The 25,221-nt window shown below is 42.7% G+C and carries 16 protein-coding genes; 13 read left to right on the top strand and 3 right to left on the bottom strand.

Annotated elements, in window-relative coordinates; all coding sequences use genetic code 11:
- Positions 1-1,074 precede the first annotated feature (1,074 nt).
- On the bottom strand, positions 1,075-1,722 hold the full coding sequence (locus QNH28_RS17055; protein WP_283907743.1) for a transcriptional regulator: 648 nt from the start codon (positions 1,720-1,722) through the stop codon (positions 1,075-1,077).
- A gap of 1,287 nt (positions 1,723-3,009) precedes the next feature.
- On the opposite strand from QNH28_RS17055, the gene QNH28_RS17050 reads away from it, so the two are divergent.
- The 6 genes from QNH28_RS17050 (at position 3,010) to QNH28_RS17025 (ending at position 13,186) form a co-directional block, all read left to right on the top strand.
- Positions 3,010-6,120, top strand: coding sequence for an ATP-binding protein (locus tag QNH28_RS17050; protein WP_283907742.1), 3,111 nt, complete (start codon positions 3,010-3,012; stop codon positions 6,118-6,120).
- 3 nt (positions 6,121-6,123) lie between these two features.
- Positions 6,124-7,215: a response regulator gene (locus QNH28_RS17045; protein WP_283907741.1), complete on the top strand. Its 1,092-nt coding sequence runs from the start codon at positions 6,124-6,126 to the stop codon at positions 7,213-7,215.
- A gap of 157 nt (positions 7,216-7,372) precedes the next feature.
- Complete coding sequence (locus QNH28_RS17040; RefSeq protein WP_283907740.1) at positions 7,373-11,740, top strand: S-layer homology domain-containing protein; 4,368 nt, start codon at positions 7,373-7,375, stop codon at positions 11,738-11,740.
- Between the two features lie 154 nt (positions 11,741-11,894).
- Entirely contained in the window at positions 11,895-12,413 is a 519-nt protein-coding gene (locus tag QNH28_RS17035) for an ankyrin repeat domain-containing protein (RefSeq protein ID WP_283907739.1), read from the top strand.
- 1 nt (position 12,414) lies between these two features.
- On the top strand, positions 12,415-12,777 hold the full coding sequence (locus QNH28_RS17030; protein WP_283907738.1) for a DUF4180 domain-containing protein: 363 nt from the start codon (positions 12,415-12,417) through the stop codon (positions 12,775-12,777).
- Positions 12,778-12,808: 31 nt separating this feature from the next.
- The gene (locus tag QNH28_RS17025; protein WP_283907737.1) at positions 12,809-13,186 is read left to right on the top strand and encodes an iron chaperone; all 378 of its coding nucleotides are present in this window, start codon (positions 12,809-12,811) and stop codon (positions 13,184-13,186) included.
- Positions 13,187-13,279: 93 nt separating this feature from the next.
- On the opposite strand, the gene QNH28_RS17020 is transcribed toward QNH28_RS17025, so the two are convergent.
- The gene (locus QNH28_RS17020; RefSeq protein WP_283907736.1) at positions 13,280-14,218 is read right to left on the bottom strand and encodes an ArsR/SmtB family transcription factor; all 939 of its coding nucleotides are present in this window, start codon (positions 14,216-14,218) and stop codon (positions 13,280-13,282) included.
- 145 nt (positions 14,219-14,363) lie between these two features.
- Between QNH28_RS17020 and QNH28_RS17015 the strand changes: the two genes are divergently transcribed.
- Entirely contained in the window at positions 14,364-17,117 is a 2,754-nt protein-coding gene (locus QNH28_RS17015; protein WP_283907735.1) for a glycoside hydrolase family 2 protein, read from the top strand.
- Positions 17,118-17,212: 95 nt separating this feature from the next.
- On the opposite strand, the gene QNH28_RS17010 is transcribed toward QNH28_RS17015, so the two are convergent.
- A complete protein-coding gene (locus QNH28_RS17010; RefSeq protein ID WP_283907734.1) occupies positions 17,213-18,907 on the bottom strand; it encodes a M3 family oligoendopeptidase in 1,695 nt (564 codons plus the stop codon).
- Positions 18,908-19,111: 204 nt separating this feature from the next.
- On the opposite strand from QNH28_RS17010, the gene QNH28_RS17005 reads away from it, so the two are divergent.
- The 6 genes from QNH28_RS17005 to QNH28_RS16980 all read left to right on the top strand — a co-directional run bounded on the left by QNH28_RS17005 (position 19,112) and on the right by QNH28_RS16980 (position 25,208).
- The gene (locus QNH28_RS17005; protein WP_283907733.1) at positions 19,112-19,549 is read left to right on the top strand and encodes an SRPBCC domain-containing protein; all 438 of its coding nucleotides are present in this window, start codon (positions 19,112-19,114) and stop codon (positions 19,547-19,549) included.
- 28 nt (positions 19,550-19,577) lie between these two features.
- Positions 19,578-20,000 (top strand): VOC family protein, encoded by a 423-nt coding sequence (locus QNH28_RS17000; RefSeq protein WP_283907732.1) that lies wholly within the window; start codon positions 19,578-19,580, stop codon positions 19,998-20,000.
- Positions 20,001-20,226: 226 nt separating this feature from the next.
- A complete protein-coding gene (locus QNH28_RS16995) occupies positions 20,227-21,411 on the top strand; it encodes a GntR family transcriptional regulator (protein ID WP_283907731.1) in 1,185 nt (394 codons plus the stop codon).
- Positions 21,412-21,644: 233 nt separating this feature from the next.
- Positions 21,645-22,910, top strand: coding sequence for a glycoside hydrolase family 125 protein (locus QNH28_RS16990; protein ID WP_283907730.1), 1,266 nt, complete (start codon positions 21,645-21,647; stop codon positions 22,908-22,910).
- 42 nt (positions 22,911-22,952) lie between these two features.
- Positions 22,953-24,257, top strand: a complete 1,305-nt coding sequence (locus tag QNH28_RS16985) for an ABC transporter substrate-binding protein (protein WP_283907729.1) — start codon at positions 22,953-22,955, stop codon at positions 24,255-24,257.
- A 63-nt stretch (positions 24,258-24,320) separates the two neighbouring features.
- A complete protein-coding gene (locus QNH28_RS16980) occupies positions 24,321-25,208 on the top strand; it encodes a carbohydrate ABC transporter permease (RefSeq protein WP_283907728.1) in 888 nt (295 codons plus the stop codon).
- The last annotated feature ends 13 nt before the right edge of the window (positions 25,209-25,221 follow it).

Genomic DNA, 25,221 nt, shown 5'->3' with positions numbered 1-25,221 from the left:
GCCGAACGCCGAACACTGAACGCTGAACGCTGAACGCCGAACGCTGAACGCTGAACGCTGAACGCTGAACGCTGAACGCTGAACGCTGAACGCTGAACGCTGAACGCTGAACGCTGAACGCTAACCCCCAATTTGGTCCAGGTCCGTTAAATAACTATCTGACACTTGGCATTTAACGGTTCCGGACCGTAATGCAGCTATTGTGGCTATTTCGCTCGTTTTCAACGACTTTCGGACAGCATAGCTCTTATTGATCAAAAACAGCGCAATATTGGGGTGTTCTGGAGTAAATAGCTGCAACTGAGTCCGTTCATACGACGAAAAGCTAATTTTTGCACAAATAAGAGTAATACGGTCCGAATTGATAGCAGTAGTTTTTTTACGGACCGTAATGCAGCTATTTGCCCGTTTTCCCTCGATTTGCTGAGTTTTCGGACAGCATAGCTCTTATTGATCAAAAACAGCGCAATATTGGGGTGTTCTGGAGTAAATAGCTGCAACTGAGTCCGTTCATACGACGAAAAGCTAATTTTTGCACAAATAAGAGTAATACGGTCCGAACCCATTGAAGAAGTTTGTTTTACGGACCGTAGTACAGCTATTTGCCTGCTTTTCCTCGATTTGCTGAGTTTTCGGACAGCGTAGCTCTTATTGATCAACAGCAGCGCATTATAAGGGTGTTTTAAAGTGAATAGCTGCAACTGAGTCCGTTCATACGACGAAAAGCTGATATTTGCACAAATAAGAGTAATGCGGTCTGAATTGATAGCAGTAGTTTGTTTTACGGACCGTAATGCAGCTATTTGCCCGTTTTCCCTCGATTTGCTGAGTTTTCGGACAGCGTAGCTCTTATTGATCGAAAACTGCGCATTATTAGGGTATTTTAGAGTGAATAGCTGCATCTGAGTCCGATCATGCGGCCGAATTTAAAGAATTCAGCGAATAAGAGCTATTAGGTCCGAACAGTAAGGTGAATTTGTTTTGATTAGGTCATTGTCGCATTGGTTGCTGAATTCTGATCAGGTGTCTCAGCAAATTACAATCAAACATCATTATTATGTAAGTCTCGATGCCTCAAACTCTAATTTGATAGGTGCGAATACGCTGTTGACCACTAACAATATCCAGTAATTGCTGCTCAACTAATTCGTGCAAAATACGTCTGGCATGCCGATTAGTAATTCTAAGATGATTGGTGAGCTCAAGAGGTGTGAAAGGTCTCAGTAGACGTCTGGAGAAACGTAGGGTTTCAGCTTCTAACCATGTTAATTCCGAGGGTACATCAGACGCAATAAATTTCCCGATGAATGCGAGTAATAATTGTTGGCATTGATTAGGCTCGTCTGTAATGGAGGGGTAGGCTATCGACAGAAAAGTCCAACCATCTAGAGTTAATAAAGAATGTCGTCTACATAAATCTTTGAACCTCCGTATATCTAGGTCTCTAGCATGTGGCCCATAGCCTTGAATCTCTATTCCTCCTTTAGCTCCACCCGGCATATAAGCAAGATCCAAATAACGATAGCCATTATTGAAATCACGAACTTCCCATTCGGGAAACAAATGATTGAAATTTCCTACAGCGGGAAACCAAACTGCGCGCAGGAATTCTACAGTTCCATGTCCGAGACCTTTACTGAGCAGCTCCTGTCTACGGGGATTACTCTCCAATTCCAAATTTGTCTGTAACCATTCCTCTAACAGTTGTTCGAATCGTGACATAATATTTACCCTCCTAAAGTAAAAAATTAGATAGATTTATAACCCTAATTATTCAGCTTCTAAAAAGAAAAACCGCCTGCATAAACTTCGCTGAAATAAAAATTCAGGAAATTGTATGCAAGCGGCGTGTTCTTCACGACCTATTGAAGTTATTATAGCGAATTTCCCAAAATTCAACAATGAAAGAATTAACTTGAAGGGTGAAAAAAGACTTTTCTATCAAGTCTCGAAAGTAACGGACCGTAATGCAGCTATTGTGGCTTTTTCGCTCGTTTTCCCCGAGTTTGGGACCGTATAGTTCTTATTGATCGAAAACCGTGCCTTAATAGTGTGTTTTAGGGCAAATAGCTGCATCTGAGTCCGATAATGAGGCGAAAACCCAGTATTTATGCAAATAAGGGCTTTACAGTCCGGACCCATAGGCGATAGTTTGTTTACGGACCGTAATGCAGCTATTGTGGCTATTTCGCTCGTTTTCCCTGAGTTTCGGAACGTATAGCTCTTATTGATCAAAAACAGCGCATCATTACGGTGTTTTAGAGCCAATAGCTGCATCTGAGTCCGATAATGAGGCGAAAACCCAGTATTTATGCAAATAAGGGCATTACGGTCCGGGCCCATAGGCGGTAGATTGTTTGCGGACCGTAATGCAGCTATTGTGGCTTTTTCGCTCGTTTTCCCCGAGTTTCGTACAGCATAGCTCTTATTGATCAAAAACTGCGCATCATTACGGTGTTTTAGAGCCATTAGCTGCATCTGAGTCCGATAATGAGGCGAAAACCCAGTATTTATGCAAATAAGGGCTTTACAGTCCGGACCCATAGGCGGTAGTTTGTTTACGGACAGTAAATGCAGCTATTTGCCCGTTTTCCCTCGATTTGCTGAGGTTTCGGACAGCATAGCTCTTATTGATCCAAAACAGCGCATTAGTGGAGTGTTTTAGTGCGTACAGCTGCATCTGAGTCCGATCACAAGATGAAATCCAAATATTTCAGAAAATAAGATCATCTGAGTCTGACGATCTACTTGTAACGAGCCATGGAATGCAATTTCCGGAAAACGCTAATCGCTATTTCATTGATTTGTCGAACCATGAAGGAAAATAGAAAATTTTATAGAATTATCTTATCGTTATCTTTCATACTCAGTTGATCTAGATTATTAATCGTATTCCATTACATATCGTCATCTATCTATCTTTCTTTCATTATCCGATTTAATCCAAGTGTTGCACGATGCCTCAAGCGTTTGCTGCAGCTTTACTTCATCATAGAAAAGGGGCCTCCGATGCTCAAAAGGACATTACTTATCTATTTAATTGCTTTCATCTCGTTAGCAACAATCCCACTCTCTCTTTTTATAGACAACGATCAACATGTGAATCGCCCACAGGTTCAGAAGGGGAGCATGGATCTTTCCACATGGGACTACCAACAACAAAAGATCATCAAGCTAGACGGAGAGTGGGAATTCTACTGGAACCAGCTGCTAACGCCTGAGCATTTTATAGACTCAAGCGCAGGTAAACAAGCCCCTACAGCATGGATGGAAGTCCCCTCACGATGGAATGGCAAAATGATTGATGGACAACCTTTACCAGCATTCGGTTCCGCAACCTATCGGATGGTGCTGAAAAACTTACCTGTAAACGGTGTATTCGCCTTGAAAAAAACGAATATCCGCTTTTCGAGTGCGATTTATGTAAATGGACATTTACTCATTAAGGATGGAAACCCCACTATGAGTACAGCCGATTACCAGTCGGGGAATATTCCGCAGATTGGGCTTTTTTCGTCTGAAAAAGGTGACGTTGAGATCATCATCCAAGTTTCTAACTATGAATATGTAAATGCAGGTATTCCGGTATCTCTTACTTTTGGAGAGGAAGCCGCGATGCTAGAGAACCAACAGAAGAGTACGGCTCGTGAATTTAGCACAGTTGCAATATTGGGAACACTATCACTTATTTTTGTCATCTGCTTTGTGGCGGCTGCATTATACCGTAAGAAGGATTACTCCTTACTTGTGTTTGCTACTATTTGCCTACTACTCGCGATATATCATGGCTTGATTGGAGAACGTTCGCTATTACTGTTTTTCCCAAATCTTTCGTTCATTGTGTTATATAAAGTGAAGGATATTAGCTCCATATCGTGTTTTATTGTTCTGGCTATATTTTTCTACCAAATGCACAAAAGCATAATCTCTTTAAAACTTACGCAAGTCGTAACGATTATACTAAGCAGCTTTATAATATTGGTAGCAATCCTGCCTATTCGTACTTACACGGTCTTTTCTACGTATGTGATCATTGTGTATGAATTGATGTTAATTTGGATGTTGTTTAGAGTGGCTATCCTGTATGTAAGAAGCGCAGAAGTAAATCGGATCAAAACGTTACTGCTGTTCTTAGCGATTCTTGCTATCAATCTGTACTCCATAGACGTAATTCTATTTGCTCTTTCGATGAAAGAAAATCTGTGGCTCGGACAATTTTACGTTGTATTATTTAATATCATAATGATCGTTCTGATTGTTCTTCGTTTTTTCGAGGCTTATCATACGATAGATGAAATGAAAAACCAGCTGATCGGTCTGGACAAGATTAAAGACGAGTTTCTCTCCAATACCTCTCATGAGCTGAAAACACCGTTAAATGCCATAGTGAACATCACCGCTACACTACTGAATGGGGTCGAAGGTCCAGTTACCGAAAGGCAAGCGCAGAATCTAGCGATCGTAATGGGAAGTGGAAGAAGATTAACTTATATGGTAAATGAATTGCTCGATTATTCCAAAATGAAGCATGGAGATATCACTTTATATAAAAGCACCCTAGATCTGAAAGTTGTTGTAGATTCTGTTATCGGTATTCATTCATTTCTGCTCGGAGAAAAGTCGATCCTACTCATAAACAGTGTCGCTCCAGATTTCCCTTCAGTACATGCAGATGGCAACCGTTTGATTCAGATCTTGCACAACCTGGTAGATAATGCGATTAAATTTACGGAGCAAGGTGAAATACATATTAGTGCCAAAGTTATTCATGAATGGGTTGAAGTTCGTGTAACAGACACGGGAATCGGAATTGCACCGGAAATGCAGAACCGTATTTTTATGGCCTATGAGCAGGTGGACGAAGCTGAAATCCATAGTCATGGTGGAACAGGTCTCGGACTAAGCATAACTAAGAAATTGGTTGAGTTACATGGTGGGAGCATTAGAGTGGACTCTGTTGCAGGTAAAGGTTCGGTCTTTATATTTACTCTTCTACGATGGGATCGAATATCAAATCAAATTTCGGGACCAATCGTGGAAAAGACTCTTCCTTATAGAGAGGTTCTCTTCCCGCGCCAGGAGTATCCATTATATATCAAAGGTAAAATCAATGAGCCGATTTTGGTCGTGGACGATGATTTTGCCAACCTTCAATCTATGATCAACTTGTTCAAGCTAGAGGGATATTCCATTGTTGTTGTGAACCGCGGGAAGCTGGCGCTTGATGAGTTATCGAAGAATTCAGACTTCTTCCTCGTTGTTCTGGACATTACAATGCCTGATATTTCTGGCTATGAAGTTTTGCAAAAGATCAGAGAGAGATTCACTCCCTTTGAGCTCCCTGTGTTAATGCTGACGGCGAAGAATAGAGTTAGCGATATGAAAATGTCCATGGATAATGGGGCAAATGATTATGTGGGGAAGCCGTTTGAAGCGGAGGAATTAATGGCGCGTGTGAAAAGTCTGACCCGATTGAGAGCTTCTGTGAAGAAAGCTAAAGATGCCGAAATTGCTTTTTTACGTTCTCAGATCAAACCTCATTTCTTGTACAATGCCTTGAATTCAATTGCTGCATTATGTGTGGAAGAACCTGAGCAGGCAGAGGAATTAACGCTGGAGCTGTCGCAGTATTTGAGAAGTAGCTTTGATTTCAAGCAGTTGGATTCGTTAACTACCCTGGAGGGTGAGCTAGAGCTGGTTAAAGCATATATTAATATTGAAAAAGTGCGCTTTGGTGCTAGATTACAAGTGGAATATGATATAACCGCAAATACGGATAGCCGGATTCCCCCACTTATTCTACAGCCTTTGGTGGAAAATGCTATAAGACATGGGCTGATGTCCAATTTACGGGGAGGAAAGGTAACTATATCTGTGAAAGAGCCGGATCCGTCTGTGGTCAGCTTTGTGGTAGAAGATAATGGATGCGGAATGAGTGAGCACAAGCTGGAGGAGATCATGAAATCAGATGTAGATAAAAGAGGCGTAGGGCTTTGGAATATTAGTCAGCGCATCAAACTTCTTTATGGAATGAACATTCGAATTCAAAGTGTTGAAGGAAAAGGTACACGGGTTTCTTTTGACATCCCCAAACAGCACATGACGCGGATAGGAGGTTGAAATATGCTGCGGGCCATTATCGTGGATGATGAAGAATTATCAGTAAAACGCTTAAAAAGGATATTATCTCAGAGTGGAGAGATTGAAGTATACGATACTTTTCTGGATCCGACGGAAGCCTATGAATTTGTGAAGGGGAATTCGATTGATGTAGCTTTTTTGGACATTTCTATGCCTGACACGAATGGAATGAAACTTTCTACCCTTTTGCATGAACTAGATGAATCGATTAATGTGGTTTTTGTTACAGGATATGACGAATACGCACTGCAAGCCTTCGAACTGAGCGCTGTGGATTATCTCCTAAAGCCTGTAACTGCACAGCGTTTAACTAAAACTTTGGATAAGATCAAAAAAATGAATAGAGGTGTGACGGTTCAGCCTGTCATAGAAGTTCTCTTATTTAATGGATTAAAGATATACCGCCGTACGCAAGACAGAGAGCCCATCAAGCTGAGAAGTCCAAAAACCGAAGAATTGTTTGCCTTTTTGATTAGTAAAGGAACGGTTAGCCGAGAAGAAATCATCGACACCTTATGGAGCGGGCTGGAGCCTGAAAAAGCGCTGAAGAATCTGAACTCTACCCTGTACTATATTCGAAAAGCAATCGGTACTAGCTTTATAAAAGCCAGCAGAACTGAAATTAGTATAGAGGAACGCAGTGTTTATTGTGATTTGTATGAGTTTGAGCGACTGCTGAAGCAAATTAGACAAGTCTCGAAAAGACATTCAGAATGGTTCAATCAAGTAGAAACATTGTATACGGGGGCCTTTCTCAAAGGAAAAGCATACGATTGGGCTAGTGGGAAGACACGCCGACTTGAGCAGGATTTTATTGGACTGCTGGAACTAGCTGCTAGATTGCATATGGAGCAGAACGAGCGTCAACAATCGCTGCATTATTTTGAGAGAATATTGAAATTGGATCCCTTGCGAGAAGATATCCATCAGGAAATTATCTATTTGTATATTGAACTAGGGCGAATGAATGAAGCTTATCGGCGATATGGGCAATTGGAAGAGACCCTTCAACAGGAGCTTGGAACTTCACCTGATCCTAAGCTTAAAGCGTTGATTAAGAAGATGATGAACTAGTATATAGTAAAAGAGAACCGACGAATCGATTAGATTTCGAAGGTTCTTTTTTTGTTTATTTTTCGTTTATCATAATTTTGTATAATACTCTCGATTATTGTCGAAATGATGACATGATTTAAGCTAGAGGGGGAAAAAGAGTTTGAAGCCATCATTTATGAAAATAGGCATAAGTATTTCGTTAGCCACAGGAGTTGTGGTGCAGGGTGTAGGTCCAATCCAGACTCAAATTGTTAGTGCAAAATCGAGCTTCGATTGGCTCGAGAATAGCCCAGCAGTGATACCGTCCATTAATGAAGATGATACTTCTAACATGGGCGTTCTTGTGTCCAGTCTTTTGTCAGGAAAGGTAACTGATCCAGCAACAACAGGGATTGCTGTGGTGGCTTTAGATAATACCAATGGGGCCTGGCAATATTACAACACGTTGGGAAACATCTGGTATAATATCGAGCCGGTGTCGAACACTAATGCTTTTCTGCTACTGAAGTCGGAGAAAATACGTTTTGTACCAGGGAAAGACTGGAACGGACAAGCTTCCATTCGCTTTAAGCTATGGGACACAACTGCAGGTGGTTATTCAAATTATCAAAAAAATGCGAATACCTCAGTATCTGCCGCGTTCAGCCCAGATCCAGGCACTGCCACAATTACTGTAAATCCAGTGAACGATGCACCTTATCTGACAGAACTAAATGGTGGGGACTATCTTAGTTTTGACGGCAGCGGGGATTATGTGTCGTTCCCAGATCAACATATTTATGGGAATTCTTTTACAGTTGAAGGATTTTTGAAGGTGAATGGTTTTAATACATGGATGAGATTTTTCGAATCTTCAATCGGTGAGGCAGATCACAATATTTTTGTAGGCTTTAACGGAAAAAAAATGAGCTTCGTCGCGTACACCAATAAAGGTGAGATTAACGTCACTGAAGATTTCCCGATTTCTAAATGGGTTCATGTTGCAATTGTTTATGATCACAGTCAGAAAAAGGGACGCATTTATTGGGATGGTGTTCTAAAGGCAGAAGGGGCTATGGATTTAAGTGCAGTTGGAAGCGCAGCGCGTCCGAACAACTGGCTTGGCAAAAGCACATGGAGACAGGACGGAGATTATAACGGTGGAATGAGAGATGTAAGGTTCTGGAGTAAAGCCAAAACCCAAAGTGATATTGTTCGCGAAATGAACGCCAATTTGACGGGTTCGGAGCCTAATCTAGCTTTAAACTATAAATTAGCGAATAGCAATGATGGTGCTATTGCTGTCAATACACCGGCTGCTTCAGGTAAGAACGGTACCATTACAGGAGCGAGCTGGAAGCAGGACACAGGCTTCATGGGAAATACTACAACGGATAAAAACAAACCAGTATCACGCTCCTTTAAGGTCATCGATGTGGATGGAGATGATCTGCAAGTTACAGCTACTTCTTCTAATACTTCCCTAATTCCGAATAGTGGATTAAAAGTAAGTGGAAGTGGTGAGGTGCGGACGTTAGAAATAACACCAGCGAAGAATGCCATCGGAAACAGTGTAATTACTGTTACTGTAAATGACGGCTCTTTAAGTAGTATATACACCTTCAATGTACAGGTAAACGATGTGGGGGATGTCCTCGTAACTGGAGTCACTTTGAGTAAAGACTCACTTAGTTTAACGGAGGGAGAAGCGGGAGATACACTGAGTGCTGTAATTGCACCTGCTAATGCCACGAACAAAACAGTGACCTGGAGCTCTAGTGATGCAACTGTAGCGACAGTTGTGAATGGAGTGGTCACCCCAGTTAAAGCTGGAACAGCAATTATTACAGCAACAACTGCGGATGGAAGTTATACTGCTACATCCACCATTACTGTTAGTGCACCAGTAGTGAACGTAACTGGAGTGAAGCTTGATCATAAGACTCTCGAGTTAACTGCTGGTGAAGCTGATGCCTTACTAAAGGCGACAATAGAACCTGCAAATGCGACGGACACAGACGTGATCTGGAGCTCCAGCGATGAAACAATCGCAACAGTCGTGAATGGAGTGGTGACTCCAGTTGGTGAGGGCACAGCAATTATTACTGTAACGACCAAAGATGGAAGTTTTACGGCTTCAACGACAGTGAATGTAACAGCAGCTACGCCACCTACCGTTATTGTAACTGGAGTAACCTTAGACCAGCCAACACTTAATTTAACCGTGGGTGAAGAAGAGGAAACCTTACAAGCGACAGTGGCACCTGCTGATGCAACGAATAAGGGTGTTATCTGGAGCTCCAGCGATGAGACTGTAGCCAAGGTTGTTTACGGAGTAGTAACTCCGGTTGGTGTAGGGACAGCAATTATCACGGTTACGACCAAAGATGGAAGTTATACAGCTTCAACAACAGTGAATGTGAAAGCAGCAACGCCTCCTATCGTTATCGTAACTGGAGTAACCTTAGACCAGTCTACACTTAATTTAACGGTGGGTGAAGATGGGGAGACGCTAAAAGCGACGGTAACACCTGCCAATGCAACCGATAAGGACGTGATCTGGAGCTCCAGTGATGAAACGATCGCAACAGTCGTGAATGGAGTGGTGACTCCAGTTGGTAAGGGCACAGCCATCATTACGGTTACGACCAAAGATGGAGGTTATAGTGCATCAACGACTGTGAATGTGGCAGCAGCAACACCACCTACCGTTATCGTAACAGGAGTAAGCTTAGACCAGTCAACACTTGATTTAACAGTTGGTGAAGATGGGGAAACGCTAAAAGCGACGGTAACACCTGCCGATGCGACCAATAAGGACCTGATCTGGAGCTCCAGCGATGAGACTGTAGCTAAGGTTGTGGATGGAGTAGTAATTCCGGTTGGTGAGGGAAAAGCCATTATTACGGTTACGACCAAGGATGGCAGTTATACGGCTTCAACAACCGTTACTGTGAAGGCTCCAGTTAAGCCAGTTACAGCACCGGGTATTCCAACATCCGTAACTGCAATAGCAGAGAATGGTCAAGCGATCATCACCTTTACACCGCCGGTAAACGATGGTGGAAGTGAAATCACAGGATATATTGTAACGGCTCATCCGGGAGGGCTGACGGTTACGGGGAATGGAAGTCCCCTTACAATCAGTGGCTTGACGAATGGTACAAGCTACACCTTCACGGTACAGGCCATCAATAAGGCTGGCATCAGCGAATCATCTGCTGAATCCAATACAGTCATCCCGAGCGCGCCATCTGGTGATGCTGGTGTTCCATCGCAATCAACCCCATCAGCAACGCCGGCACCAGCTGTTAAAGACGCTTCTGTTCTTATCAATGGTAAAGCGGAAACCGTGGGAACCGTGACGAATGGTAAACGGAAGGATCAAACGCTAACCACCATTTCATTAGATCAGAAGAAGCTAGAGGACAAGCTCGCCGCTGAAGGTAAAGGTGCAGTAGTTTCTATTTCTGCTAGTAGACAATCTGATGCTACGGTTGGTGAACTAAACGGACAAATGGTTAAAAATATGCAGGGAAATCAAGCAGTGCTTGAGATCAGAACCGGAAATGCGACATTTACACTGCCTGCTGGGCAGCTTAATGTTGACGCCTTATCCGCGCAGTTTGGTAAGTCTGTAGCTTTACAAGATATTAAGATACAGATTGAAATTAGCACTCCGACAGCCGCGGAAGTTAAAGCTATAGAGGCTGCTGCTCAAAAAGGATCATTTTCATTGATCTCTGCGCCAGTTAATTTTACGGCTAGAGGCATTTACGGAGATAAGAGTATTGAACTTTCCCAATTCAATACGTACGTGAAACGTACCATTGCTATTCCAGAAGGCATGGACCCGAACAAGATTACAACAGGTGTGTATATTGATGCTGATGGCTCAGTGCATCATGTACCTACTAAAGTGGTAGTAATTGATGGCAAATATTTTGCTACAATTAATAGCCTTACTGGTGGCACTTACTCTGTTATCTGGCATCCACTTGAATTCAGTGATGTTGCTAATCACTGGGCAAAAGATTCAGTAAATGATATGGGTTCCCGATTAGTTATCGAAGGGACTGGCAATGGTCAATTTACTCCTGATCAAGCGATTACCCGCGCAGAGTTTGCGGCGATTGTCGTTCGCGGTCTCGGACTAGGTTTGAGTCAAGCGGCAACACCATTTTCGGATGTTAAAACTACGGATTGGTATAACAGTGCGATCAATACTGCATATGCATATCAATTAATCAATGGTTTTGAAGATGGTATGTTCCGGCCTGATGACCATATTACCCGTGAACAAGCGATGCTAATTATCGCCAAAGCGATGAAAATCACAGCGCTAAAGGCTAAACTTTCTAATCAATCCGCTGAAGGATTCTTGACCCCATATACCGATGCTGGCAAAGCATCTGACTGGGCGCTTAGCGCAATTACTGACTGCTTGCAGGCAGGGGTAATCATGGGACGCAGCAGCAATGTGCTTGCTCCGAAGGATGATATGACTAGAGCTGAGGTTGCAGCGATCGTTAAGCGGCTTCTTCAAAAGTCTGATTTAATTTAAAAAGTGACTCACAATATACATTGAAAAGAGAGAGTATTCATTCGATAACCTTCGAAGGAATACTCTTTTCTTTTCATAGCAGGAAATAGAAGTAACTATCCAGAAAAAATAAGTTAGATCGTTTATAAGATCAATCGAAAAGAGGCGAAATCTAATGGAATTGCGTCAAAGCATTAATGAAGTTTTTCAGGCAGCTCAGCAAGGTAATGCTGCACGGCTAAAAGAAATTCTAGAATCCCATCCAGCTCTAGCAAATACGGAAAATAACGAGGGTCTTACACCTTTGGGATATGCAGCACATTTCGGTAAAGAAGCAGCGGCGCAGGTATTGATAGACTATGGTGCTGAGATTGATGCAGTATCCCATTCCAAGATTAGTTACATTCCTTCCAATACTGCACTTCATGCTGCTATTGCTGGGGAGCGGGATATGAGTGTTATCCAGCTGCTACTGAACAAGGGTGCTCAGACTAATATTTTTGATAGCGATGGACATACTGCCTTGCATTCTGCGGCTTACCATACGGATAATGTGGAGCTGATACGCTTGTTAATCGAACATGGAGCTGACATCCATGCTAAAATTGAAGGTGGTGAATCAGCATTAGCTATAGCCATCCAACAAGGAAACCACACCGTTAAGGAATTTCTTATTAAAAAAGGAGCAATTTAGAATGCAAGTCACATTAAACCGTAAAGACAATTCAACAGTAGCTTTGATTTCCAGCGAAGGTATTGTAATTAATAATGTAAATGATGCACTCGATCTAATGGCAAACGTGAGATATCAAGAATGCGATAAAATGATTCTAAGAAAAGAACAAATCACGGATGATTTTTTTGAGTTAAAGACAGGAATTGCCGGAGAGATTCTTCAGAAGTATACAAACTATCAGATGCGAGTTGCTATTGTAGGAGAATTCACTGGTTATAATAGTAAAAGTCTGAATGATTTTATTTACGAATGCAATCAGGGGAATAAAATATTGTTCAAGAGTACAGAAGACGAGGCTTTAGCAGCACTTCATCAAAGTTAAAAGTGAACTTGAAACGGAGAGGGGACTTAACATGGAGGGTAAAGTTACGTATGAATCGATCGATGACTATATTTCCAAGTTTCCACCGGAGATTCAAGAAATCCTTAGTACAATAAGAAAAGTGATAAAGGAAGCGGCACCTGATGCAAAAGAAAAGATTAGTTATCAGATGCCTACTTTTGCACTGCACGGAAATCTAGTGCATTTTGCAGCTTTCAAAAACCATATTGGATTTTACCCAACGCCGAATGGGATTGATGCTTTTAAAGAAGAATTATCAGTCTATAAAGGAGCGAAAGGATCCATTCAATTTCCTCTTCATCAGCAGATGCCCTATGAACTAATTAGTAAAATTGTGAAATATAGAGTGGCTGAAAATATCAAAAAAGCAGAAGATAAGCGCAAGTAATTAATGTATAAGGAAAAAGTGTATTTCCAGTCCTCTTGCATACCTGAAGCTTTCGATCCTCTCTGGGTTCAGGTGTGCAATTCTTCCGTGATATCATGTACTTGATAATGAACGACGCACAAACGATAGGATAATATCCTGTGAGTAATCTCCGAAACCACTTCCGAATAAATTAAGTCCTCGTCTATTGAGGGCATCCTCGCGAATCTCAAAGCGTACACGAATGGGTTCATTAAATGCCAGTTCTAGTGAGCTAATTGTAGTAGGGGAAGAAGTAATCCCGTTAATTTTGCTACCCTGTTCTGAGATACTCCACTCTGTCAGCATTCCATATTCTGTACCACTCTTCCAACGTTCGGGTGTCAGCTTTCCTTTCCGGTTACCGAAATCTGATGGACAAGTCCAAGTACCGACATGTAGGTCATTTATAGTTAAAGTGATGTCGCTTGCCCAATCTTCACGGAATGCAGGTGCTTCAGAACAAACCTCAGCCGAAATCCGAATCTCATCCAGCTCTACACCAGGGGGCAATGGGTTGGCAAAATAGTATTCGACATAGCCAGAGTCAGCGAACCATAAGAGAGACGCTTCAACTCGTTCCGGCATGTAGAATACCCGTGGATCATCCTGAGAACCGATGACTCCGCCGTCTTTTCCAGCCATACCACAAGAGGGTTGAATAGAACAATGGGAGAACATCCCGATCGGCATATGTATTTCTTCTGTTTGATGCAGCCCATCGCCCAGCTTCGAGGGGAGATCGAGATGGATGGATCGGCAGGTGACCGCGCATATTTTCTCACGATTTGCACCTTGTGTAGATGAGATTAAGTTAACTTGCTCAAGGGTCTGTACATTGATTGAAATTGTAGGCTGAGCTACGCCAAGTGTCTCGGCCAATTGACTGACACTCATGGGCTTGTCACCAAGGGCTTCAAGAATCCGGACTCTGACATCTCCAGAAAGTGCTTTAGCAACATCTAAGATACGTGATGCAGGGTACCGTATCGTTTCTTGCGAAATATCATTCATTGGTTGTATTCCTTTTCATTAGGATTGGTTGAGGATATTGTACACTGAAGAATTGATATTGTAAAATTATAATATACATTGCGAATTTTATATACTGATGCTAAAATGAGCTCAACTTCTTATTTAGAAAGGCTGTGCTCATATCATGACAACTTCCGTACTGAATGTTGAGAGTCTTCCGATTCCTCGTCCTGAACATCCGCATCCACATTGGCAGCGCAATGATTGGATGAATTTGAATGGGGAATGGTCATTTAGCTTTGATCCGAACAATGAAGGAATTAGCAATTATTGGTATTCCAATTCCGAAATCGCTTACAGTTCGAGGATTACTGTTCCTTTTTCTTGGGTAAGTCCATTATCCGGTATTGGCAGTGATCATAAAGGGGTAGGATGGTATCGGCGGACCTTGAAATGGCAGCCTATCGACTCACAGACACGACTATTTTTGCGATTCGGGGCAGTAGATTATTCATGTGATGTTTGGATTAACGGAGTACATGTTGGTTCACACCAAGGTGGTTATGGTTCGTTCGAGTTTGAAGTTACTGAGTACTGGGTTGAAGATTCAGACAATACAATTGTCGTTAGAGTAGAGGACTTCGATCGTGATTACCAAGCACGAGGCAAACAAGGTTATGGAGAAATTCGCGGAATCTGGCAGCCCGTATGGCTAGAATCTCGGCCTCAGACTTATATGAAAGATGCTAAGTTTGTGACCACTATTGATGGGCAAGTGGACGTGACTACAAGAATCTTTGCACAAGAAAATGGATCGGCAGATTTCACGCTGCAATTCGCAGAGAATTCTATATTGCATACTGAGAAAATAGATCTCATCGCAGGGGAAAATGAATTTAAGCTCTCTTTCCATATAACAGATCCCAAATTATGGAGTCCAGATACACCTTATTTGTACGAAGGCGAACTACAACTTAGCGGATCTTTTGGCACAGACACAGTCAGAACCTATTTCGGAGTCCGAGAAATCCAAACTGTGCGTTTTGATGAGCGTGGTTATCGCTGGTTTACCCTCAATGGTAAGCCGATTTATTTAAACGGTACCCTTGACCAGTCTTATCACAAAACGGGCTATTTCACTTATCCGTCTGATGAAGACATGCGGGATGAAATCTATCTAATGAAACGTTTGGGACTGAACTTTGTGCGTATTCATATCAAGCCAGAGGAACCACGTAAGCTATATTGGGCGGATAAACTGGGTATTTTGGTGATGGAAGACATGCCTTGCTTTTGGGGAAATCCCGATGAAAAAGCACGTGCCTCGTATGAACGTGAAGCACTCGAGGTTATTGAACGAGACTATAATCATCCATCCATTTTCTCATGGGTAATGTTTAACGAGACTTGGGGCTTGAAGACGAACGCTCAGGACACTAGTCTGACGAGTGATGTACAGCAGCAGAACAGTTATCTCAAAGAAACACAGGAATGGGTTCGGGAACAATATCGCTGGGCAAAACGACTTGATCCTACTCGAATCGTAGAAGATAACTCTCCTTGTAACTATGATCATGTGGAGTCTGATATCAATACATGGCATTTCTACATTAATGGTTATGATCAGCTTAGAGCTCATTTGAATGAGGTTGTAGACAAAACTTTTCCGGGTTCAGACTTTAACTGTATCGGAGGTAATGTGCAATCAGATGCTCCGCTTATGAACAGTGAATGTGGTAACGTGTGGGGAATCGAAGGTGGGGCAGGGGATAGTGATTTAGCGTGGCATTACCGCTATATGATGAATGAATTCCGGCGGCATGATAAGCTATGTGGTTTTGTGTTTACCGAATTTCGCGATGTTACGAACGAGTTCAATGGTTATTATCGGTTAGATGGCAGCGATAAAGATTTTGGTTATGATGCCTTTGTTCCCGGGATGACGATTTCTGATCTACATTCTCCGGACTTCATCGTGATCGATGCACCGCCGTGTCAGACCGTAAACGCAAAGGATGAAGTTAAAGTTCCGCTCCTTCGTTCCAGCTTCTCAGATAAATATCATGGACAGCATTTGCAAATGAAGTGGGAACTTTTGTACGACAATTTGGGAACACGAGTTGTTGCACAAAGTGAGCGTATGTCAGTGAATTGGGACGGATATGGAGTAGCGGATTTACCACCACTATATGTCATTATGCCCGATCAGGATGCAGTTGCAGTGCTGGCACTTTCCTTGAAAAATAATAAGGGAGAGGTAATCACTCGCAACTTCATTACGTTTGATGTAAGAAGCGGTAATCAAGGCGAAAGGTTTGAAGGGGATGGAGATTGTATTAGTATCCCTGTTGGTGCGTATAGAGAACACAACTTTGAACAACAATGGGAAGCTATTCAATGCGCAAAAATCAATGGAGCTGGACAAGGCCATTATGTATACGATGTAGCACTTCCAGATGGTATGGAGAAAAAGATGATTGGCGAGATCGAAATTATGTTCGAAGCCAGCGCAAAGCGAGTGTTGGCTCGAAATGTTGAAGGCGCAAAGCAAAATGAAATGGGACTTGATCTCATGCACGGAGCAGATGCTAGGGTAGAGTATAATCCGAACACCTACTACATGACCGATGAAGAACGTCATCCTTCACGTGTGAAGGTTCTGGTAGAAAGTCAACAGATTGGCTCCTTCTATTTGCCAGATGATCCTGCCGATAGCAGAGGCGTATTGTCTTGGCACTATCAGCCAATAGCAAATAAGTTGGATGAGGCTGGCTCTTACGGCTATCTATGCAAGGTGTTTGTACCGGGGCAGTTAGCAGCTAAACTAGATCGCAATCGTACTTTCCGTTTGGAGCTTCAAGCAGAGGGCGGAGGTTTAGCCTTGTACGGTCGCAATGCGGGTCGTTACCCCATAGATTTATGGATTCGTTATCGATAGCATACATGGGTGAAGTTGGATCATTCAATTTTAAAAAGCAATCCAAGCCATAAGGCAAGGATTGCTTTTTTGTGTTGAGCTTACCAGAGAATGGATTAAAGCTCTTTATCATTAATGCTGTTCAACCAACCTTCAATATCCCCAATAACGGAGCTAATGCAGCCATCTTCAAAAGGTGAAGTCAGACCCGCAAGCTCAACCAGTTTGATAAAAGATTTGCTTCCTCCAGCTTGGCATAGCTCCAAATAATCGCTCCAAGCAGATTTGAAATCTTCGTTCGAACGTTTCCAGAACTGGAAGGCACATAGCTGTGCTAGTGTGTAGTCAATGTAGTAGAACGGCGAGGCAAAGATGTGGCCTTGTTTATGCCAGAAGCCCCCTTGTTCCAGATAAGTGTTACCTTCATAATTACGATGTGGTAAGTATTTCTTCTCGATGTCTCTCCAAGCCTGCTTGCGTTCAGCAGGGGTTGCTTCAGGGTTGCTATAAACAAAATGTTGGAATTCATCGACAGATACCCCGTAAGGAATAAACTGAAGGCTGTCAGATAAGTGATTGAAGCGGTACTTATCTGCATCTTCCTCAAAGAACAAATTCATCCAAGGCCAAGCGAAAAATTCCATACTCATGGAATGAATCTCACAGGCTTCATAGGTTGGAAAAGCATACTCTGGTACATTAATATTGCGGCTTTCATAAACCTGGAACGCATGACCCACTTCGTGAGTTAAGACATCAATATCCCCAGAGGTTCCGTTGAAATTCGAGAAAATAAAAGGGGCTTGGTATTGGCTGAAATAGGTGCAATATCCGCCGCCTTGTTTTCCTTTTTTGCTTACTAAATCCACCAGATTATTGTCCAGCATGAATGTAAAGAATTCATCCGTTTCAGAGGAGAGCTCTTTGTACATCTTCTTACCGTTAGCTACAATCCAGTCTGAATCTCCTTTAGGGGTTGCGTTCCCGGTCTTAAAGCTAAAATTCTCGTCGTAATATTTCAATTCATCGAGACCTAGGCGTTCAGTCTGACGTTTCTTTAGCTGCTGGGAGACAGGTACGATATATTCCAGAACTTGTTTGCGGAAATTAGCAACCATTTCAGCATTATAGTCGGTACGCATCATACGGTCATAACCTAGCTGAACAAAGTTGCTGTACCCAAGCTTTTTAGCTATGCGGTCACGGACCTTTACGAGCTCATCATAGATGCGGTCAAATTCAGCCTCGTGTTCGGACATAAAACCAAACCGAGCTTCAGAAGCACTTTTACGCATATCACGGTCTGTAGACAATTCGAAAGGTGCGAGTTGAGGCAGTGTACGCTCTTCACCTTCAAAAAGAATTTTGGCTGAGGCGATAAGCTGAGAGTATTCTGTTGAAAGTTTGTTCTCCAATTGTAAATCTTCAATGATTTCCGGACTAAACGTCCGCAGCGAAACTTCAGCAAGCCGGAGTAACTGCGCACCCCATTCCTTTTCAAACTCGGCTCTATATTTGGAATGTACGAGTGCTTTGTAGTAGTCGGTTATGTATTCCTGAACGACAGGCCCGATTTCGTCCATGAATTCTTGTTCGGTTTTGTAAAATTCATCCGTCGTGTTGATAGAATGGCGAACGCTAACCAATGTCTGCATAGTATCAAACTCATTGCGAAGCTTGTTAATGGCAGTGACGGAAGCTTTTTGTACCTCTAATGGTGATGTGTCGTTGAGATCTTTCAGCAGGGCGTTAAAGTCTTGCTTGAATTTCTCTACATCCGGTCGCTCATAGCGGTAATCATCAAATTTCATAAAAAAATCAACTTCCTTTCTATACCAGATAGTCTCTATTATATAATCTGAACAGCCATTTACGATAGACCTGTGTAAGCTTTTTATGGTCGAAAAAAGAACAAATGTACAAAAGTGTAAAAACTTGTTAAGTGGAATGTGGTTTGATATTATCTATGAATATAGTAGACCGGTTCTTCAAAATAATATGTACGAGGTGCCATTATGAACAAAAATCACTCTGAATTAGATAAAAAAGTGGGGCAAACAATAGCAGCAGGGATTCAGGTGGGTGTGCGGAGAACATTTCCGATTTCACTAGAGCAAGCTTGGGGATTTCTCACATCTGATGAAGGGATCCGATTATGGATCGGGGATGTGGAGTCCTTGATTATTAATGAAGGAGAATCGTTTCTTTCTAGAGAAGGGGTCACAGGCCAATTCATAGTTGTCAAACCTCATCATCAAGTCCGTCTTAGATGGAGGAAAAAGGAGTGGGAGCAACCCTCTACGCTGCAAATTCGCTTGATTTCTAATCCATCTGGCAAGACAACAATCAGCTTCCATCAAGAGAAAATGGTCCATCCAGATACGCGAGAGCAGATGAAGAGGCATTGGGAAGAAGTACTGAACACAATTAATGAGCGGACCCGTACAATCTAACGAAGCGAAAATAGGAGGCTCGATATAGATGAAACCCCGAATTACAGTAATAACACTAGGCGTGGATGATCTGGAGAGGGCTTTGATTTTTTACAGGGATGGTTTAGGATTTCCGACCGAAGGGATCATTGGCAAAGAATTTGAACATGGAGCGGTTGCCTTTTTTGATTTGCAAGCAGGCTTAAAACTGGCGCTTTGGAATCGGAAAGATATGGCTTATGAAGCAAAGGTTCCATTATCCGAAGCCAGTTCAACAGAAATAACGATTGGTCACAATGTAGGAAGTAAAGAGGAAGCAGATCAGGTTATGGAGCAGGCTCAAAAGGCTGGAGCGAAGATCGTTGACCCTGCACATGACACCTTTTGGGGAGGGTTTTCGGGTCACTTTATGGACCCCGATGGGCATTTGTGGGAAGTCGCATGGAATCCAGAGTGGGAGCTTGAGAATTAAAGGAGTCTGGTTGAAGCGTTGCTACTTAACCTTTATTAGACCGTATTCTCAGAATACGGTCTATATCTGTTTCTATACGAATTCTAGAATTTTTCCACTTTACGCTATGCACCCTTCCTCCCTCTTTTTTCAACTGCTTCAGTACATATGTCGACAAACTTAATATATCATGATATATTATTATGTATAAAGATGAAAAAATTAGAGTCAGGAGATAACGAAAGTTATGAATGAGACGACGTCATCCAAACCGATGTATGAAAAAATATTTGATGAAGTTAAGCAGCTTATTGTTAATAAATCCTATGGGCAAGGAGAGCGGGTGCCTTCAGAAAAAGAGCTGGCTGAAACTTATAATGTAAGTCGGATTACGAGTAAAAAAGCGCTGGAAATGCTCGCCGCCGAGCGCTTAATTGTGAGAAAACCGGGAAGAGGTTCGTTTGTAGCTGATCCAGCAATCGATTACATAGAATCAGCTATGTCTCCTGAGACGATTTCCGACGATACTCCCTTTAATTCCTTTAACCACGAAGAGAAAACGATTGGTCTGATTATTACCGATTTTGGCAACAGTTATGGCACAGGCTTGATTTATGGAATGGAACAGGCTTCCCGTGATAATGATTGTTTTCTCGTTCTGCGAAGAACATTTGGCATACCGGAGAACGAAGAAAAGTCTATTCAAAAGCTGCTCAGCTTAGGTGTAGATGGTCTGATTGTTTTTCCGGCTCAAGGTGAATTTTTTAATGCTGAAATTCTAAAATTGGTGATCGGGCGTTTCCCTTTAGTTCTGGTAGATCGCCATCTGAAAGGAGTAGCGGCAGCTTCGATCGGCACTGATAATATACAGGCAGCGTTGAAAGGGACGGAGTACTTATTTGATCTCGGACATACTCATATCTCCTTTCTCTCTCCACCTCCAGCGGATACGACGGCTCTTGAGGAGCGGGTGGAGGGATTTATACAAGCGCATGCGGAGCGGGGGATAGCTGTGGATAAGGGGTTGTGGGTTAGTGATTTAACCTCAACATTACCTAATTCCTTTAACGATGAGAATATTGAGCACGATATCTCACGGCTAGTTTCTCATTTGCAAGAGAATCCAACAATAACGGCGCTTTTTGCCGTGGAATATAATATTGCCCTGCTGGCTAGAACTGCGGTTGAACGACTTGGGCTGCGGATTCCGGAGGATATTTCGATCATTTGCTTTGATAGTCCACCAACTCCACTGGGTTCTGGTTATGCGTTCACTCATTTACGGCAGAACGAAGAAGAAATGGGGCGACTCGCAGTTGAAAGTGTATTGAAAATAATGAATGGCCAGACTGTATCGAACAAGATAATGCTGGAAGCTAAGTTGATTTCTGGTGAATCCACAGGTCCTGCTAAACCAGCCAATTCTAATTAATTTTATAGGATTATCCATAAATTAGTTGCTATAAAAACCTATCTTTTGAGATAGGTTTTTTGTTTATTTTAGATAGATGTTTATCGTTATAGAAGTATTGATATATTATTATTAATAAATAAACATATTGACATACTAACTACATGACAATATACTAATTTGTGAAAGCGCTTCAAAGGAAAAAGAAAAAGGGGGTATTATAACTGAAAGCAACCAGAGAAATCCCTGAGTCGATGAAGAAACTGGCATTTAGTATAAAGACACAGCTGAACGATCGTCCAAAATTAGCTGAAATGTTCGAGAAATGTATGACTAACACCTGGAATACAACCTTAAAACGAATGGCGAATGGCACCACTTTTGTCATTACCGGAGATATTCCAGCGATGTGGCTGCGGGACTCGGCCGCTCAGGTTAGACCCTTCCTGGTCCTTGCCTCTGAGGATGAAGAAATTGCGGACATGATTGAGGGACTTGTGCAAAGACAATTCGCCTGCATCCAGCTTGACCCTTATGCGAACGCGTTCAATGAAGAAGAAAATGGGAATGGTCATCAGGAGGATCTTACGGAGATGAGCCCAGGAGTATGGGAAAGAAAATATGAAATTGATTCATTATGCTACCCGATCCAACTGGGTTATCTGCTCTGGAAGAATTCGGGCCGAACAAGTCAGTTTAATGATTCGTTTGTTAAGGGTGTAGAAAGAATCATTGCATTATGGACTACCGAACAGAGACATGAGAGCGATTCGAATTATCTTTTTCAACGGATAAACTGTCCACCTACGGATACATTAGCGCGCGAAGGCAAAGGGACGTTGACAGCTTATACCGGAATGACTTGGTCTGGATTTCGTCCTAGCGACGATGCTTGTGAATACGGGTATTTGGTTCCTGCCAATATGTTCGCTGTAGTTGTTTTAGAGTATGTATGTGAGATTGCCCGAGACATTCTAGGGAATCAGGAACTGGAATTGAAAGCTAAAACACTTTCTAAACAGATTAATGAGGGAATAAGCCAGTATGGAATCGTAGACCACCCAGAGTTCGGGTCAGTCTATGCATATGAAGTAGATGGCCGTGGACAGGTGAATTTGATGGATGATGCAAATGTGCCGAGTCTGCTCTCTATCCCCTATTTGGGTTATGTGAGTGCCGATGATCCTATCTACAAAAATACTCGTGAGCTTATTTTAAGTAGCAATAATCCTTATTTCTTCGCAGGAAAGGTGGCTGCGGGTATTGGAAGTCCACATACGCCTAGTCGTTATATCTGGCCTATAGCTTTAGCTATGCAGGGAATGACATCTACCAGCAATGAGGAACAGGAATCCTTGCTTGATCTGCTGGAGAAGACGGATGCGGGCACCGGATTTATGCATGAAGGGTTCCATGTAGATCATCCGGATGAATATACACGTCCATGGTTCTCTTGGGCAAATATGATGTTCTGCGAGCTGGTGCTTATGCGCTGCGGGCTGCAAGTTAAGCGAGGTTAATGTCTACAAGTTTTTTAATCGACTCTAAAGGGGATATAGAACATGAAAAAATGGCTGATTACCACACTTACTTTGGTTATGACAGCTTCACTGGCTACGGGCTGTGGTGGCAATAATGGGTCTACCGGTAAAGAGTCTGGAACTGCAAGTAACCCTGGAGCCGGTGATGGAAAAAAGACGGAGCTTACCTTCTGGGGAGATTGGGGCGGTGAGGGACAAAAGCAATTTGAGACCATGGTCAATGCCTTTAATAAATCACAGGATAAGATTCATGTAAAGTATGTGCTGCAGCAAGATATGATCACGAAGTTCCTGACTTCCGCAACCAATGGCGGCACTCCTGATGTGCTGTTTTGGGATCGCTGGAGAACTTCATTGTATGCTCCAAAAAACGTTCTGCATCCGGTTAACGAATACTTAACGCGTGACGGTATTTCCCAAGATGATTTCTACAGCGAGTCCCTTCGTGAGCTTTCATACGATGACAAATTATATGGGCTGCCGCTCACCGTAGATGCTCGTGCTCTTTTCTATAATAAAAAGCTGCTCGCAGATGCAGGACTTCAGCCCCCGACAACATGGGATGAGCTAGAGGCATCTGCTACGAAGCTTACCAAATGGAACGGCAATAAATTGGAAATTGCAGGTTTTTCAATGGGGGATTTAGGGCTTTTTAATATGTATCTTCAACAGGCTGGCGGCACCATGCTCACGGAGGATGGAAAGACTAATTTTAATAATGAAAAAGGCAAGCAGGTGCTAGAATTCTGGGATCGCCTGATGAACAAGGATAAGGTATATAAAGTAGGGTTCGAGCTTGGTCTTGGGGAAGGGCAAGATGCTTTTGTCACAGGTAAAGTTGCTATGCTGTATTCCGGCCCGTGGATGCTTAGTACCTATAATAAATACGGTAAAGATCTAGATTATGGAATTGTTCCCCCGCCAGCTGGTCCAAACGGGGATAAAGGCAGTGTTATGGGCGGATTTGGTCTGGTGATTCCAGAAGGCTCCAAACATAAGGAAGAGGCGTGGGAGTTCATCAAATGGTGGACCGCGAACAAGGATAACGCATTGCTCTGGGCCAAGACCAGTCTTAATCTGCCTGGCTATAAGCCATCTATGGAAGATCCATTCTTCAAAGATGATCCTAAGTGGCAGCCGTTTCTAGAGACGCTGGAGTTCGCTAAGGTTCGTCCAAACCACCCTGGTTATTCCGTGATGGAAACCGATGCTTTGGCACCTAATTTGCAGCTAAACCAGCAGAACAAGCTGAGTATTGATGAAACCTTGAAGAAATCACAAGAAGAAGGCGACAAAATGCTTAAGGATAATGAGGTAGTGAAGTAGCAAGTAAGACATTAGAAGCGAGGGGAGGCTTGCCTCCCTTTTGCTTAGGAGGGGGTAGCTGAAATGGCTTCCATCAGAAAGCTAGAGAAACATCAAGCGCGGACGGCTTATTTGTTTATCACACCCACGGTGTTGCTGTTTACAGTGTTCACGGTCATCCCCGTAGTGATGGCGTTATATCTAAGCTTTACCAACTACGATGTACTCAGTAGAAACGATTGGATTGGTTTTGATAATTATCGCCGTTTGATAGAGGACAGTCTGCTGTGGAAAACATTCCGAAATGTGTTTTTTTATTCGATCATTTTCGTTCCGCTAAATATCCTGATTTCGCTGCTCCTAGCGATTCTACTTAGTCGAACCTGGCGTGGGGTGAAGCTGTTCCGCACTCTGAATTATCTGCCAACCCTTACATCCGCCGTTGCTGCTGCTACCGTTTGGATCTGGCTTTTGCATCCTGAATTTGGTTTGGTTAACGGATTGTTGTCCTATGTAGGGATTACAGGTCCTGCCTGGTTATCCGAGACCCGAACGGCCATGCTGTCCATAATTATGCTTACACTGTGGCAGTCGGTAGGTTCAAATATGATTATTTATTTGGCAGGTCTGCAAGGCGTGCCTGACTATTTGTATGAATCCGCAAGGCTGGACGGTGCCAATAAGCTGGATTGTTTCCGGTATATTACTTGGCCGCAACTACGTCCAACGACCTTTCTAGTCAGCACGATGGCAATCATTGGTGCTTTACAGTTGTTCGATCAAGCTTTTGTGCTAACGCAGGGTGGTCCAGCGAATATGACGAAGACTCCGGTCTATCTGATTTATCAGCAGGGCTTTAATCAATTGCAAATGGGGTATGCGTCTGCACAAGCATTTGTGCTTGCGGTGGCGATTCTCATTTTCTCACTAATCAACATGCGGATCACAAAGGCGGAGGAGCCCATTGTTTAAGGCGGGCTTGCTA

The sequence above is a fragment of the Paenibacillus sp. G2S3 genome (genome assembly GCF_030123105.1).
In the GTDB taxonomy this organism is placed as follows: Bacteria; Bacillota; Bacilli; order Paenibacillales; family Paenibacillaceae; genus Paenibacillus_AQ.
The sequence above is the reverse complement of the archived record's forward strand: the minus strand, read 5'-3'. Positions and strand labels throughout refer to the sequence as shown.